Origin of the sequence: Ottowia sp. VDI28 (genome assembly GCF_049532675.1) — a bacterium.
Taxonomy (GTDB): Bacteria; Pseudomonadota; Gammaproteobacteria; order Burkholderiales; family Burkholderiaceae_C; genus Ottowia.
The window spans coordinates 677,198-691,182 of the sequence record NZ_CP149820.1 but is presented as its reverse complement, the minus strand read 5'-3'; the positions used below and the strand labels follow the sequence as shown (position 1 = coordinate 691,182).

At 60.9% G+C, this 13,985-nt stretch carries 15 protein-coding genes; 12 read left to right on the top strand and 3 right to left on the bottom strand.

What is annotated here, in order from left to right:
• Positions 1 to 18 precede the first annotated feature (18 nt).
• The 7 genes from WJU18_RS03165 (at position 19) to WJU18_RS03135 (ending at position 5,925) form a co-directional block, all read left to right on the top strand.
• The gene (locus WJU18_RS03165; protein WP_423458730.1) at positions 19 to 462 is read left to right on the top strand and encodes a nuclear transport factor 2 family protein; all 444 of its coding nucleotides are present in this window, start codon (positions 19 to 21) and stop codon (positions 460 to 462) included.
• 62 nt (positions 463 to 524) lie between these two features.
• Positions 525 to 1,550, top strand: coding sequence for a tripartite tricarboxylate transporter substrate binding protein (locus WJU18_RS03160; protein WP_423458729.1), 1,026 nt, complete (start codon positions 525 to 527; stop codon positions 1,548 to 1,550).
• Positions 1,551 to 1,558: 8 nt separating this feature from the next.
• Entirely contained in the window at positions 1,559 to 2,557 is a 999-nt protein-coding gene (locus tag WJU18_RS03155; protein WP_423458728.1) for a Bug family tripartite tricarboxylate transporter substrate binding protein, read from the top strand.
• On the top strand, positions 2,554 to 2,850 hold the full coding sequence (locus WJU18_RS03150) for a UxaA family hydrolase (RefSeq protein WP_423458727.1): 297 nt from the start codon (positions 2,554 to 2,556) through the stop codon (positions 2,848 to 2,850). The genes WJU18_RS03155 and WJU18_RS03150 overlap by 4 nt, the downstream gene beginning before the upstream one ends.
• Positions 2,847 to 4,037, top strand: coding sequence for a UxaA family hydrolase (locus tag WJU18_RS03145; protein ID WP_423458726.1), 1,191 nt, complete (start codon positions 2,847 to 2,849; stop codon positions 4,035 to 4,037). Before WJU18_RS03150 ends, WJU18_RS03145 begins: the two co-directional genes overlap by 4 nt.
• Positions 4,034 to 5,071 (top strand): Ldh family oxidoreductase, encoded by a 1,038-nt coding sequence (locus WJU18_RS03140; RefSeq protein WP_423458725.1) that lies wholly within the window; start codon positions 4,034 to 4,036, stop codon positions 5,069 to 5,071. Before WJU18_RS03145 ends, WJU18_RS03140 begins: the two co-directional genes overlap by 4 nt.
• Before the next feature lie 164 nt (positions 5,072 to 5,235).
• A complete protein-coding gene (locus WJU18_RS03135; RefSeq protein ID WP_423458724.1) occupies positions 5,236 to 5,925 on the top strand; it encodes a nitroreductase in 690 nt (229 codons plus the stop codon).
• A 25-nt stretch (positions 5,926 to 5,950) separates the two neighbouring features.
• Here the strand turns inward: WJU18_RS03135 and WJU18_RS03130 are convergent, their stop codons facing one another.
• A complete protein-coding gene (locus tag WJU18_RS03130) occupies positions 5,951 to 6,859 on the bottom strand; it encodes a LysR family transcriptional regulator (RefSeq protein WP_423460921.1) in 909 nt (302 codons plus the stop codon).
• 103 nt (positions 6,860 to 6,962) lie between these two features.
• On the opposite strand from WJU18_RS03130, the gene WJU18_RS03125 reads away from it, so the two are divergent.
• From WJU18_RS03125 to WJU18_RS03115, 3 genes are read left to right on the top strand one after another with little or no spacing between them, the layout of a single operon-like run.
• Positions 6,963 to 7,910, top strand: coding sequence for a hydroxymethylglutaryl-CoA lyase (locus WJU18_RS03125; RefSeq protein WP_423458723.1), 948 nt, complete (start codon positions 6,963 to 6,965; stop codon positions 7,908 to 7,910).
• Positions 7,911 to 7,955: 45 nt separating this feature from the next.
• Positions 7,956 to 9,101, top strand: a complete 1,146-nt coding sequence (locus WJU18_RS03120; RefSeq protein WP_423458722.1) for a CaiB/BaiF CoA transferase family protein — start codon at positions 7,956 to 7,958, stop codon at positions 9,099 to 9,101.
• A 45-nt stretch (positions 9,102 to 9,146) separates the two neighbouring features.
• Positions 9,147 to 10,133 (top strand): tripartite tricarboxylate transporter substrate binding protein, encoded by a 987-nt coding sequence (locus WJU18_RS03115; RefSeq protein ID WP_423458721.1) that lies wholly within the window; start codon positions 9,147 to 9,149, stop codon positions 10,131 to 10,133.
• Between the two features lie 36 nt (positions 10,134 to 10,169).
• Here the strand turns inward: WJU18_RS03115 and WJU18_RS03110 are convergent, their stop codons facing one another.
• A complete protein-coding gene (locus WJU18_RS03110; protein WP_423458720.1) occupies positions 10,170 to 11,102 on the bottom strand; it encodes a LysR family transcriptional regulator in 933 nt (310 codons plus the stop codon).
• Between the two features lie 97 nt (positions 11,103 to 11,199).
• On the opposite strand from WJU18_RS03110, the gene WJU18_RS03105 reads away from it, so the two are divergent.
• Positions 11,200 to 12,243: a Rieske 2Fe-2S domain-containing protein gene (locus WJU18_RS03105; protein ID WP_423458719.1), complete on the top strand. Its 1,044-nt coding sequence runs from the start codon at positions 11,200 to 11,202 to the stop codon at positions 12,241 to 12,243.
• Positions 12,244 to 12,306: 63 nt separating this feature from the next.
• Positions 12,307 to 13,461, top strand: a complete 1,155-nt coding sequence (locus WJU18_RS03100; protein WP_423460920.1) for an ABC transporter substrate-binding protein — start codon at positions 12,307 to 12,309, stop codon at positions 13,459 to 13,461.
• Between the two features lie 141 nt (positions 13,462 to 13,602).
• On the opposite strand, the gene WJU18_RS03095 is transcribed toward WJU18_RS03100, so the two are convergent.
• Entirely contained in the window at positions 13,603 to 13,983 is a 381-nt protein-coding gene (locus tag WJU18_RS03095) for a DUF1090 domain-containing protein (protein WP_423458718.1), read from the bottom strand.
• Positions 13,984 to 13,985 lie beyond the last annotated feature (2 nt).

Sequence of the window (13,985 nt, the reverse complement as noted above, 5' to 3'; positions counted from 1 at the left end):
AGACATCATTGGAGATACATGGACATGACTGTGGAGCCGATCGCGCCGCACGACCACCTGGCGTGCGTGACCACCATTCAACGCTTCGCCGTGCTGGTGGATGCCGGCCGCTACGAGGAGGCGGCTGATCTTTTTGCATCGGACGGCGTCATGCAGCGACCACAGGAATGCATTGAAGGCAGGCAGGCACTACTGACTTCGTTCCTGGCACGCCCGAGCCATCGTATGACGCGCCACATCATCACCAATGTGGTGCTTGAGCCCATCGGGCCCGATAGGATCCGCGCCTTCAGCTATGCCAGCGTCTACCGCCATCTGGGAGCACCCCGGGTGCCGCTGGCCCTGCCCGTTACCGCACGGCCACCCGAAACCATCGCAGAGTACAGCGACGAGTTAAGCAGGCAGGACGGGAAGTGGCGGATCTGGCGCCGTACCGTGCGGCCTGTATTCGATACACCTTGACCCCACCGCCCCTCTTCCGAGATATCGCGCCAAGCACAACCATACGAGACCCAGGAGACGATGTGCACGCTTTGAAACCACGCCGTGCTGAGAGCGGTGTCCATCCATGGAGTTCGTGGGCAACAAAAATAGCCTCGGCCCTGCTCTTCGTAGCCGCGGCGCTGCCGGCAGCCCATGCGCAGCAGCAAGCATGGCCCGCGCAGCCGCTGCGCCTGGTCGTGCCTTATCCGCCAGCAGGCGCAGCAGACGTTGCCGCCCGTGTGATCGGGCAACGTCTGGCAGCCCGCTTGGGACAGCCTGTCGTGGTGGACAACCACCCTGGCGCTGTCGGCACCATTGGCGCGAGCCTGGTCGCCAAGGCACCTGCAGACGGATATACCCTGCTGGCCGCCACCAACCCCGAAATCACGATCGTGAGGCACTTGCGCGCCTCGCTGCCCTACAAACCGGATGACCTGGTCCCCTTGCTGCGTACGGCGCAAGTCCCCATCGTTCTGGTCACGCGTGGTGAAGATGCGCAAAGCGCCCACTTGCAGCAGGTGTTGGAGCGCGCCAAACGTACGCCGGACAAGCTGTCCTACGCCACGCCAGGCGTGGGAACGCCCATGCACCTGATGATGGAAAGCATCCTGCAGGCTTCCGGAGTCCGGGTGCACCATATTCCTTACAACGGCGGATCGCGCGCCGTTGCCGATCTGATCGGCGGGCAGGTTGACATGCTGGCCATCTCTCTCTCCACGGTGATGAGCCATCTGCAATCGGGACGCCTGCGCGCACTGGCAGTTCTGCAGGCTGAACGCAGCGCCTTGGCACCGAACGTACCCTCCTTGCGGGAAGCTGGCGGCGTGAGCGCGCCCAAGCTGCCTTCGGTCTGGTTCGGCTGGTTCGCGCCAGCGCAAACGCCTCTTGCGGTCCGTGCCAGACTGGCGGCGGAATTGGAAAGTATCGTCCGTGAGCCGGAAATCAAGCTCGCGCTGGAACGCGGAGGTCTGGAGGCAAGCCCTCTGCAGCCACAACCCTTCGCCCGTGAACTGCGGGATGAATCCAATTTCTTTGCCGGCGTGGCCAAACCCTTTGCCGAGCGTTGATGGAAAACATGATGTCCAAGACTCATCAGCCAAACCGACTTTTCCGCCGGCCCATCGTCTGGGTACAGAGCGCCATCCTCGCCGCATTGGGAAGCATGCTGCCGCCCGCAAGTGCCTGGGCGCAGGATCAGACCATCCGCATCATCGTTTCCTTGCCCGCCGGAGGCGGCGTGGACGCCATGGCGCGCTATCTAGGCCAACAGTTGGGAGCAGAGTTGCATCGCCCTGTGGTAGTCGAGAACCGCCCCGGCGGCAGCGGTACGATCGCAGCCAAGGCGGTCATGGGCGCACAGGAAGGCCAGACAACACTGCTCGCTGGGGGGAATCAGGAAATCACCATCGCGCCGCACCTGCTGGGCGACGCCAACTACCGGCCTCTGGCAAACCTGGTTCCGGTCTTGCAGGTGGGCGTGGTGCCCTCGGTGGTAGTCGCCAAGGCCGGGCCGGATGCAACCCCCGAGGCCCTGTTGAGTGGCCTCCGGAACCGGCGCGACGTCTCCATCGGAATCCCTGGGCGAGGGACGCCCATGCATATTGCGCTCGAAGAAGTGGCGCATCAAACCGGCGGGCAGTTTCTGGCCGTGCCCTACAAAGGCGCGCCGGATGTGCTGACGGGTGTGCTTTCTGGCTCCACCCAATATGGTGCCGTGGGCTACCCTGCAGCCAGGAGTCTGCTGGAGGGCCGCGGACTCTCCGCAGTGGCGGTTCTTGCGCAGCAGCGCTCCTCACTGCTGCCACAAGTGCCGGCCATTTCCGAACAAGGCTTGCAGCAGCGGGATTTGCCTCAGGTCTGGTACGGATTTTTCATACCGGCCAAGACGGCCAAGGAGGAAACCAGCAGGATTTCCTCGGCCTTCGAAAAACTGATGAGCAAACAGCCAGTGCAAGCCCGCTTGCAGGAGTTGGGCATTCAGGTCACCGGACTGCAATCGCCAGCCTTCACCAAAGCGCTCGAGGCTGAATCCGAGTACTACCGCAAAGCCATTATTCGCTACAAGATCCAATGATGAAAACCAACCTCGCCCTCCTGATTGATCCTGGCGACCATGCGGCCACAGCCTTCGTACCCCTCGAAGCGGGTATATCCATCGGTGTGGAAGCGGGCGAAAAAGCCTACCAGGTCACCTTGCGCGATGCCATTCCCTCGGGACACAAGTTTGCAGTGACCGATATCTCCGAGGGCTGCGAAGTTCGTAAATATGGCGCCTCCATCGGGCGGGCCACACAGGCGATACCGGCAGGCGCTCACATTCATCTGCACAATCTTGAGAGCCTCCGTGGCAGAGGAGACCGTTCGTGAACACGTCCATTCTGGGATATCCGCGCCCTGACGGAAGCTTCGGTATCCGCAACCATGTTGCCGTCATCGCTGCCATGGACAACGTCAATCCGGTCGTGCGCCGCATCTGCGAAGCCGTCAAGGGCACTGTACCGATTTGCGTGGCGTATGGAAGAGGCCAGTTCGGTGATGACCTGGCTCAGCATGACCGCGTGCTGCTCGGCTATGCCACGCATCCCAATGTAGCCGCGACCTTGATCGTCGGATTGGAGCCCGTGACGTCCGGGCGCCTGGCTGCCGCGGTCGAGGCGGCTGGCCGGCCCGTGCGGGTACTTGACGTGCAGAGTGCGGGCGGCACCATCCAGGCCGTTGCGCAAGGCATACGCGATGCAGCCACGCTGGTGATCGAAAGCTCCGGGATTGCCCGTGCCCCGATGCCCCTCGGCCAACTGGTGATCGGCGTCGAATGCGGCGCTTCGGATGCCACTTCCGGCCTCACCGCGAATTCGACCACAGGCTTGGTAGCCGATTGGGTGGTGGAAGCTGGGGGTGTCGTCGTGCTCTCTGAAACCGACGAGATCGTGGGCGCCGAAGCCAGTCTCGCGGCACGCGCCAGCGATCCTGAAGTGGCGGCGCGGCTCCTTGCGGCGGTTGAACGCCTGGAGGCTCTTTCCGCATTCCAGGGGCTCCAACTCTGGCCTCTCGGGGAAGACAATATCGCGGGTGGCTTGACGACGGTGGAGGAAAAATCGCTGGGGGCTGTCCGCAAGGGCGGCACATCACCCCTGCAGGAAGTAATCGGCTACGGCGAGAAGCCGAGCCGCAAGGGCCTGGTTTTCATGGATGCGCCTGCGCCGGGTGTCGAGAACATCGCGGCGCTGGCAGCCGGTGGTGCGCACCTGATACTGTTCAATACCGGAGTAGGCAATCCTATTGGACATCCGCTGTCTCCTACCATCAAGGTGACGGGAAATCCGAAGACCGCTCAGGAGTTTGCCGACAACATCGACGTGGATGTCAGCGGCATCCTGTCGCGCGGGCAAACGCTGGAGGAGGCCGCGGTACAGTTGCACGAGGCGATGCTTTGCGTGGCCAGCGGCCGCATGACGCGAAGCGAAGTATTAGGCGACACGGAAATCTCCATCTCCCGCATCGAACTCGGCTTCATGCGCCATTTGCGTGAGCAGGTACCGGGACTGCGGCCATGAGCGGCAGAACCGCAGCGGCCGGCCCATTGACCGGTTGGGTCGAATCCGTATTGCTTCATGCAGGCGTTCGCGCCGAACATGCAACGCTGGCGGCCAAGGCCATGGTCCGTACGGAATTGCGGGGTATCTCCACCCATGGCTTGACCCGCCTGTCCTCCTATCTCGAGAAAATGCGTTCTGGCGAAGTGAACTCCTCGCCGAGCATCCGCATACAGCGCACACCGGGAATCTGCACGATGGATGCCGATGGCGCCCTGGGCCAAGTGGCCGCCACGCTGGCGGTCCAGGAAAGTATGGCCATGCTGGAAACAGAGGCCTCCGTCATATGCCGAATCCGCGATTGCGGCCATCTGGGTGCCCTGGGGCTGTATGCCCTGATGGCGGCCGAGCATGGGTACATGGCCTTGGTCTTTCAGCGCACACCGCCGCTCATGGCGCTGCCGGGGTATGCCGAACGGGCCGTAGGCAACAACCCGATCGCTTTTGGCTGCCCCGTGCCCGGCCGGCCCCCTCTGGTCTTCGACATGGCCTGCAGCGTGGCCGCACGCGGCCACATCCTGCTGGCGGCCCGGGAGAAGCGCGAGATTCCGCCCGAGTGGGCGCTCGATGCCGCAGGCTACCCGACAACGGATGCCGAAGCCGCCCTGGAAGGATCCCTGCTGCCTATGGCCGCGCACAAGGGCATGGGCTTGGCCATCATGGCCGAATGCCTGGCCGGCGCCCTGGCCGGAGGCGAACCGGAATCACGCCAGAAGATGCAGTCGACCCCGCGCAGCGGCGCCGCGGGTTCGCAAAGCACCTTGATCTGGCTGGTGAACCCTGAGCGCGTTGGCTCAGAGTCGTTTGCCGATTACATGAACGAATGGGCTGCCGGGTTCCAGCGGCGGGGCGGAGAGCAAGCTCGCCTGCCGGGCGAGCGGGCCGCTGCCAGTGAGCGGACTGCGCTCGCCGACGGTCTGCACATTCCTAGTGCCTTGGCACGTGAATTGGAATTGGTCGGCCGGGAAACGGGACTACCACCCCCCTGGGGTTGAGCTGGCTGCAGCAGCGAAAGATACTGGCTTGGAAAGCCACCTCACTCGTGAGGTGATCGCCCCGCTGTTTTTGAAGGATAAAGAAGGTGAGCTCACCGCCAGCTTGCTGGATCGATCAGAATTTGAAGGCTGAGCTGTCTTCTTAACCATTCAACCAGATGAACATGCCTTTGCCTTCCGATCGTCCCAAGGGACTCAACGAACTGCTCGACGAGAGATGGAGTTGCCGCGCCTTTCTGGATACCCCAGTGCCGGATGACACCATCCGCGCGATCCTGGCCACAGCCCAGAAAACCGCCAGTTGGTGCAATAGCCAGGCTTGGCAGCTCACCATCGTCAGCGGCCATGCGAAAGAAAAACTGAGCCGCGCACTCCTGGATCACATCGCCGCGGACGGCCCAGGCAGCCCTGACATCGATTTCCCCCGTGAATACCGGGGTGTCTATCTGGACAGAAGGCGCAAGAGCGGCTTTCAGTTGTACAACGCCATGAACATTCCTCGTGGCGACAAAGAGGGCTACCAGAAGCAATCCCGTGAGAACTACAGGTTCTTCGGGGCGCCTCATGTGGCGATCATCACGTCGGACGAGGCGCTTGGAGCTTACGGCGCGGTCGACTGTGGTGGGTATGTCAGCAGCTTCCTGCTCGCGGCCACCGCCCATGGCGTGGCGACGATTCCTCAAGCCGCTTTGTCCTGGTATTCGAAGATCGTCAAGGAGTCGCTCGGGATTGGCGAGGATCGCCTCATGGTGTGTGGCATTTCATTCGGATACCCGGATCGTGACCATCCAGCGAACTCCTACCGGACGGAGCGTGCGGCGGTTGAAGACGTGGCGCAGTGGGTGGATCAATAGCCCGATAGCAGCCATGCAGGGGCGATCAGGCACTGCCTCGGCGCCGAGGAGACAGGTGATCGACCAACAGCCTCGCAGCCGGCGAAAGCTGCTCGTAGTTCCGGTAGCAGACCGCGAAGCGCCGCTTGGCCCAGCCATCCTTCAGCCGGACCACTCGAACCCGCTTCGTCTGCCCTGATCCTTCCACGATTTCCTTGGGCATCACGGCCAAGCCCAACCCTGCCTGTACGCAGCGCAAGGATGCGTCAAAGGTGGAGACGACAGCGCGATAGTAGATGGGCTTGCCAATGATCGCCGCTGCGCGCGCCAGCATCGTGTGCACGGCCGTGTTGGCTGGCAGTCCTACGTGGTCGTATTCCAGTGTCTGCGCCAGCTCACACGCCTTGAGCTTGGCCAGCGGGTGGTCTGGATGAACGGCGACGCTCAGCTCATCGTGGCGATAGAGTCTGCTTTGCAGGCCCTCCAGGTCGGCAGCATCCCAGCAAACCCCCAGTGGTGCGAGGCCATCCCGCAGGGCGCGAACCAATTCGGAGCTGGTCCGCTCCTCGATATCCACCCTGATCTGCGCATGCGCGGGCATCTGAAGGAAAGCTGCAATGTCGTCAGGCAATGCTTCCGTGATCGATGACACGGATGCCAGCACGCGTACCTGGCCCTTGACCCCGTGGCGATAAGCCGCCATGTCCCGGGCCACCCGGTCAGCCGTGGCAAGCATGGCCCGAGCATGCTCCAGAAGAATCTCCCCCGCAGCAGTCGGGACAACGCCACGTCGATGGCGCTCGAACAGGGATGCATGCACCTGCTGCTCCAACTGCGCCAATCGCTTGCTGATGGCGGAGGCGCCGATGTGCTCCTGCTCCCCGGCACGAGCGATGTTGCGATGGTCACAGGCGGCAACGAACAACCGCAGGGAGGTCAGATCAAGATCATGCATAGACATTCCCAACAAGAAACTCTCATGCGAAAAATTATCACTTCACCATCAATTCAGGAAATTCTAAAGTCCATCTACAGAGAAACGCCCCCAAGGAAACAAGATGGCCCTCGGCCTCGGATGCCTTCCCTCTCAAGCCACTATTCGTGAAGTCGGCTTGCGGGACGGCCTGCAAAGTATTGCCACCATCGTGTCCACCGAACACAAGTGCGAATGGCTGCGCGATGCCGCCGCCGCCGGGCAAACGGAGATCGAAGTCGGTTCTTTCGTACCGCCCAAGCTGCTTCCGCAGATGGCTGATACAGCGCAGGTGCTGGCCTATGCGAAGAGTCTGCCGGGCCTCTTCGCTTCGGTGTTGGTGCCGAACGTGCGTGGCGCCGAGCACGCCCTGGATGGCGGTGCCGATCTGATGATCCTTCCGTTGTCTGCCAGCCATGCTCACAGCCTGGCCAATCTTCGGAAGACGCCCGATGAGGTGGTCGCAGAGCTCGCCCGCATTCGGGCTGCCCGGGATGCCTCGGGCAGGAAGACCTTGATCGAAGGTGGCGTGGGCACCGCGTTCGGATGCACCATCCAGGGACATGTCGAGGAATCCGAAGTGCTACGCCTTCTCCGGGCCCTCCTCGACGCCGGGGCGGACCATGTCAGCCTGGCCGATACGGTGGGCTATGCGGATCCCACCTCTGTGAGCAGATTGTTCGAAAAAGCACTGAAAATTGCCGGAGACCGCCTCTGGTGCGGCCACTTCCATGACACCCGCGGCCTCGCGCTCGCCAATATCCATGCAGCCCTGCAACTAGGAATTCAGCGCTTCGATGCTTCCTTGGCGGGGATCGGCGGATGCCCGCATGCGCCGGGTGCCAGCGGCAATGCGTCCACAGAGGATCTGGCGTTCATGCTGGCTGCCATGGGGATCGAGACGGGGCTCGACATTCCAGCGCTGCTCAACCTGCGCACCAAAGTAGCCGACTGGATCGAAGGAGAGCCGACGCACGGCGCGCTCTGGCGCGCGGGGTTACCCAGGACCTTTGCAGCATCCCTGACGGCCTGAGATCCTTAGCCCGCTTGGCGCACTTTCATCTACTTCCTACAAGCCATGAACCAAGCTCCTTCCTTGCCGCTCGGCGGCGTCCGGGTCCTCGAATTCACACACATGGTGATGGGCCCTACTTGCGGAATGATTCTCGCGGACCTGGGTGCCGAGGTGATCAAGGTGGAACCGCCCGGCGGAGACAAGACCCGCAAGCTGCCGGGCCTGGGCATCGGCTTCTTTCGCAGTTTCAATCGCAACAAGAAGAGCGTGGTGCTGGACATCACTAGCCCCGAGGGACGCCAAACGGCAGCCGAGTTGGCGGGCACCTGCGACGTGGTGTTGGAAAACTTCCGCCCTGGTCTGATGAAGGAGCTGGGATTGGACTACCACACGCTCTCGGCCAGTTACCCCGAGATGATCTACGTGAGCCATAAGGGATTCCTGCCTGGCCCCTACGAGAATCGGCTCGCACTGGATGAGGTGGTGCAGATGATGGGAGGCTTGTCTTACATGACCGGTCCTGAAGGACGCCCGCTGCGCGCGGGCACCAGCGTCAACGACATCATGGGCGGCATGTTCGGTGCCATCGGTGTACTGGCCGCCTTGCGCGAACGCGAACGCACCGGCCGGGGCCAGGAAATCCAAAGCGCGTTGTTCGAAAACTGTGTCTTCCTGTCGTCCCAGCACATGCAGCAGTATCTGATGACCGGGGAGCCGCCGCCGCCCATGCCGTCGCGCGTATCGGCCTGGAGTGTCTACGACGTCTTCACGCTGGCCGATGGCGAACAGTTGTTCATCGGCGCGGTGAGCGACAAGCAGTTTGCGACCCTGTGCCGAGTTCTCGAACGGACGGATCTGCTGGAGCGTCCCGAATACGCGGACAACGCCTCGCGCGTTGCGGTGCGCCCTCAACTGCTTGCGGAGCTCGGAGCGATTCTAGCCAACCACGTGGCCCATGCATTGACACCGAAGCTGGAAGCAGCCGGCATCCCCTATGCCCCCATCACCCGGCCCGAGCAACTGGTGGAGGACCCTCATCTGAAGGAAAGCGGCGGCCTGGTGCCCATGGCAACGGAAGATGGCGGGACAACGGAAGCCGTCCTCTTGCCGCTCTTGATGGGCGGGCGCCGCCCCGGGGTTCGCATGCCGCTGCCCAAAGTGGGAGAACACACCGAAGAAGTGCTGTCCGCCTTGAGAAGCATCGCCTGAAACATTCAGCCTTTTCGCCACAACATCAACTATCAGGAGACAGACATGGCCCCTACCACCATCGCCCGCCGCTCGCTGCTGGCTCTTAGCGCCGCCGCCCTGGCTACAAGCCTGGCAACAGGCCAAGCTCATGCACAGAGTCCGGCGCCGCTGCGCGTCATCCTGCCTCTGAGCGCCGGCTCCGGGGTGGATGTGATCATCCGGTCAGCCCAAGCCGCGTTGTCCAAGGCACTCGACGGTCAACCCGTCACTATCGAAAATCTGCCCGGCGCCGGCGGGATCACCGGTACTCAGGCGCTGGTGAAGGCGGCGCCTGACGGCAATACGATCGCCGTGATTTCGAACAACCATGCGGTGAACCCCAGCGTATTCAAGAAGCTGCCCTATGACAGCATCGCGGATATCACACCCATCACCGTCATCGGCGGATCTCCATTTGTTTTCGTAGTCAACCCCAAGGTGCCAGCCACCAATGCGAAGGAGCTGCAAGCTCTCCTCAAATCCAAGCCCGGGGCGCTCAACTTCGCATCGTCAGGCAATGGAACCATCATTCACCTGGCCGGTGAAATGTTCGTGGAAGAGGTGGGCGCCAACGCCCGGCATATTCCCTACAAGGGCATGGGGCCCATGATCACCGACATCATGAGCGGACAGGTAGAGATGGGCGCTTCCGCAGTCGTCGCGGTGCAAGGCCAGCTCAAATCGGGCTCGTTACGCCCCATCGGCGTGATGGGCAAGGAGCGCCTGAGCTCCTTGCCAAACGTACCAACCATTGCTGAGCAAGGCTTTCCCGGCGTGGACATTGCGGGCTGGTTCGCCGCGATCGGCCCCAAGGGCATGACCGCGGCTCAGATCAAACGCCTGCATGATGCATTCGTCGCAGCCTTCAACGATCCCGAAGTCAAAGCGGGCTTTGCCAAGCGGGATGACTTGCTCATCCTGAATACACCGGAAGAGACCGCCCAGTTCTTGAAGTCAGAGCGGGATCGCTATGCGAAGCTGGTGAAGAAGGCGAACGTGACGCTGGAATGAGTGCGAGCTGACAGGGAATCGGCCTAGCGCTCCAACCTAGTCGTGGCCTTTGAAAATCTCCGGGTACGCTTCAAAACTTTCCTTGATCAACTCTCTCAGCCAGATACTCGCGGACTCATGGTGCGCCAGCGGATGCCAATACTGATTGATGGCAAAGGTGGGGAGCTCGACGGGCGGCGCCACTGACCGCACTACACCCAAACGGGAAAATACGTTTCCAAGCTCCAACGGCACGGTGGCGATCAGATCAGGGTTCTGCTCCAGTAGTAGCGGCACCAGAAGAAAATGGGGCGTGCGAAGCACGACGTGACGTCGAATCCCTTTTTCCTCAAGAACACTGTCGTAGGCTGTACGCCCCTTTCCAGTCAAGGTGACCACAATCTGCGGTGTTCGCTCGAACTGGGCCAGAGTAATACGACTCTTCACTCTGCTGTTTCGAGCATGCACGATAGTGACGTAGCTATGCATGAAAAGCCTCTGCTTGTAGAGGCCATCGGGCGCTGTCCGATATGACCCGATGGCCAGATCCGCATCCCCGGACGCCAGTAGCCCCTCTATCTGCTCCGCAGGCACCTGCAGTGTGCGCAGCGTGCACTTGGGCGCCTCTTTGCGAAGGCGTTTGAGCAACGTCGGCACAAACACCAGTTCACCCATGTCGGTGATGCATATGGTGAACTCCCGCTCAGCCGTCCTCGGATCGAAGCCTGCCTCCTTGAGGATGCGATGACGAACCGTTGCCATCATGTCCACCACAGCTGCCTGAAGTGCCTCCGCCTTCGGGGTAGGTGCCATGGCATGGCCCGATTTCACAAACAGCGGATCGTCAAACGTCTGGCGTAGCCGATTCAGCGCATGGCTGGTAGCGCTTTGGCTCAAACCCACGGCATGGGCTGCACGCGTCACGTTCCTTTCGCGCAGCATCGCCTCCAAGACCGCTATCAAATTGAGATCGAGATCTTTTAAATGCATAGTATGCATTCTAGTAATGAATGAAATGCGATTGACGCATCAATAGCCTGTCCTTACGCTTATATCGGTTACTCAAAAAAAGCCTCAGGAGACAAACATGTGGCTGCGCAATTGCTGGTACGTAATCGCATGGGATCATGAGATTCCACCTGCCGACGAAGGCAAGCTGTTCACGCGCAAGGTACTGGGCGAACCTATCCTGGTGTATCGGACCAGCGGCGGAGAATTCATTGCGCTGGAAGATCGCTGCTGCCACCGGCATGCTCCTTTGTCGGCTGGGCGGCGTGAAGGCAACGACATCCGCTGCGGTTATCACGGGCTCAAATTCAACCCGGCGGGCATGTGTGTGGAAGTGCCTGGCATGGACTCCCCGCCGCCGAAAGCATGTGTCAAGCGCTATCCGGTCATCTGCAAGAACAAATGGGTGTTCGTGTGGATGGGTGACCCTGAAAGGGCTCGCGAAGACATGTTGCCGGACAACTTCTCGTGCGACCATCCAGGCTGGATCAACATCCCGGGCTACCTTCACTACGACACGCCTTATCTGCTGATCTGCGACAACCTGCTGGATTTCTCGCACCTGAGCTATGTCCACGAGAAGACCCTTGGTGGTTCGACCGCCATTGCACAGGCAAGGCCGATCATCGAAAAGGTTGACACAGGAGGACAACGCGGAATCAAGGTCACACGCCGGGTTCCGAACGTTCCGCCGCCACCGTTCTACCAGCGGTTCCGGCCATTCGATGAAAACCTGGACCGCTGGTTTATCTACGATTTTTTGCTACCCGCCACGCTGCTGATGAATTCTGGCGGGCGTCCGACTTCCGACGCCCCGGACAATCTGGCAAGGGCGGTTCGCCTGCATAGTTGTCAGACCCTCACCCCCGAGACCGAAACCTCGACTCACTACTTCTTCCAGCAATCGCATCCTGCCGAGGTGGAGGATCAGAGCATCAAGGAGTCCATCTTCAAGTCGCTCACCGAGGCATTCAATGAAGACCGGGACATGATCACGGCTCAATTTACCAATCTCGCTCCGGACGCTGAGGAGCGCATGATGCCGCTCCATTTCGACGCCGCGTTGATCCGGTTCCGCCGCATGCTTGCCGAGGAGTTTTCCCGCGAAAAAACAGGCCCCTGAGACGCCATGGGATAGGCACCGGCGCTCAACGACAACAAAGATTACAACCAGGAGACTTCGATGATGAAAAACGGTGTAGGCGCAATAGCCATTGCGGCACTGGCGATCGCCGCGGCGGCAGCCCATGCGGAAGTGAACGTCGGCGTAACGATATCGCTGACAGGGCCTGCAGCTTCCCTGGGCATTCCGGTCCAGAATATCGTGAAGCTCTTTCCTACTGAAGTGGCGGGAGAAAAAATCCGCTACACGGTATTGGACGATGGCTCCGATCCTTCAAGCAGTGCGCGCAACTTCGCTCGTCTCGTCGAGAAGGAGCGTGCCGATGTGATCATGGGCTCGTCTGTGACGCCTGCCACGTTGTCCCTGGTGCCGCTCGCCGCACAGCACAAGACACCGCTCCTGAGCCTGGCGGCCAGCCAGCAGATCGTGCAACCGCAAGATGAAACCCGGCGCTGGGTTTTCAAGGCGATTCAGAATGAAAGCCTCATGGCTGATGCCACCGTCGATCACATGGCTGCTCGAAAAATCAAGACGTTGGCTTTCATCGGCTTTGCCGATCCCTATGGCGACTCGTGGCTGAACGTACTGCAGCACGAAGCCAAGAAGCGCGGCATCGAACTCGTATCCACCGAACGCTACGTGCGCAACGATCCGAGCGTGACGGCACAGGTCCTGAGAATCTTGTCCAAAAAGCCTGATGCTGTCTTCATCGCTGGTTCTGGAACGCCCGCCGCCCTGCCTCAGAAAACGCTGATCGAGCGTGGATTCAAGGGGGTGACCTATCAAACCTATGGCATCGCTAACCGTGATTTTTTGAAGCTCGCTGGCAGCGATGCCCAGGGAGCGGTCTTTGCAGTGGGACCGGTGGTAGTAGCGTCACAACTGGATGACACCAATCCAGTCAAGCGTGTGGCGATGGAAGCTACCCGGCAATACGAAGCCACCTATGGCCCAGGGTCGATGGCGGTCTTCGCAGCGAACGCATGGGATTCGAACATGCTGTTGACGGAAGCACTGAAGGCCGCACTCAAAAAGGAAAAACCCGGAACTGAAGCTTTTCGCATGGCCCTGCGCGATGCACTGGAGAGCGTCAAAGATCTGGTGACCTCACAGGGCGTTCTGAGTATGTCGAAGCCCGATCACTCCGGCTATGACAAACGGGCAGTTGCCATGGTGGAGATCGTTGATGGGAATTGGAAGTACTTGAAGTCCAAATGAACTGCATTGCCGGTCGGGGGGCCCAACTCATGTCAGGGCACTCCGCGGTCGACTACCTCACGCTTGCGGCGCGTCCGCCACGCTTGAACTACGGAGCAGCAAGGAGGACGTGCGATGCATTGACTCTGCCGGCTCTGCAAGCTATTGAGCTATCGGCTTTTCCGCGAGGGCAAGTTCACTACGGGCGGCGTCCAGCTTGGCTTTCCTGTCAGCGATTTTCTTCGCATCGCCCTTGCGCTCCGCTTCGGCAAGACTGCGCTCCCGTTCGGCGACTTTTTTCTGAGCTTGCCTGATGCCTTTTTCGCGCTCCTTGGCAAGCGATTCATCCGTGCAATTGGCCTTGTTGGCGTTCAAGGCCTTCTGCAGCCCGGCGATTTCCCGCTTGTGGCCTCGCTCCTTGGCCTGGACAAGCTGAGCCTCGATGTTCGACTGCTTGGCCACACAGGCAGCAGAGCGTTCAGCCGCGATCGCGTGACCAGTGAACGCGCTGAGCAGGAGTCCGCACCACAACAAATGCTTCATGA

Excerpts from the sequence above, each read along its gene's own strand:
- WJU18_RS03165 (WP_423458730.1), top strand. The coding sequence starts at position 19 with ATGGACATGACTGTGGAGCCGATCGCGCCGCACGACCACCTGGCGTGC.
- WJU18_RS03155 (WP_423458728.1), top strand. The coding sequence starts at position 1,559 with ATGATGTCCAAGACTCATCAGCCAAACCGACTTTTCCGCCGGCCCATC.
- WJU18_RS03150 (WP_423458727.1), top strand. The coding sequence starts at position 2,554 with ATGATGAAAACCAACCTCGCCCTCCTGATTGATCCTGGCGACCATGCG.
- WJU18_RS03140 (WP_423458725.1), top strand. The coding sequence starts at position 4,034 with ATGAGCGGCAGAACCGCAGCGGCCGGCCCATTGACCGGTTGGGTCGAA.
- WJU18_RS03135 (WP_423458724.1), top strand. The coding sequence starts at position 5,236 with ATGCCTTTGCCTTCCGATCGTCCCAAGGGACTCAACGAACTGCTCGAC.
- WJU18_RS03130 (WP_423460921.1), bottom strand. The coding sequence starts at position 6,859 with ATGCATGATCTTGATCTGACCTCCCTGCGGTTGTTCGTTGCCGCCTGT.
- WJU18_RS03125 (WP_423458723.1), top strand. The coding sequence starts at position 6,963 with ATGGCCCTCGGCCTCGGATGCCTTCCCTCTCAAGCCACTATTCGTGAA.
- WJU18_RS03120 (WP_423458722.1), top strand. The coding sequence starts at position 7,956 with ATGAACCAAGCTCCTTCCTTGCCGCTCGGCGGCGTCCGGGTCCTCGAA.
- WJU18_RS03115 (WP_423458721.1), top strand. The coding sequence starts at position 9,147 with ATGGCCCCTACCACCATCGCCCGCCGCTCGCTGCTGGCTCTTAGCGCC.
- WJU18_RS03110 (WP_423458720.1), bottom strand. The coding sequence starts at position 11,102 with ATGCATTTAAAAGATCTCGATCTCAATTTGATAGCGGTCTTGGAGGCG.
- WJU18_RS03105 (WP_423458719.1), top strand. The coding sequence starts at position 11,200 with ATGTGGCTGCGCAATTGCTGGTACGTAATCGCATGGGATCATGAGATT.
- WJU18_RS03100 (WP_423460920.1), top strand. The coding sequence starts at position 12,307 with ATGAAAAACGGTGTAGGCGCAATAGCCATTGCGGCACTGGCGATCGCC.
- WJU18_RS03095 (WP_423458718.1), bottom strand. The coding sequence starts at position 13,983 with ATGAAGCATTTGTTGTGGTGCGGACTCCTGCTCAGCGCGTTCACTGGT.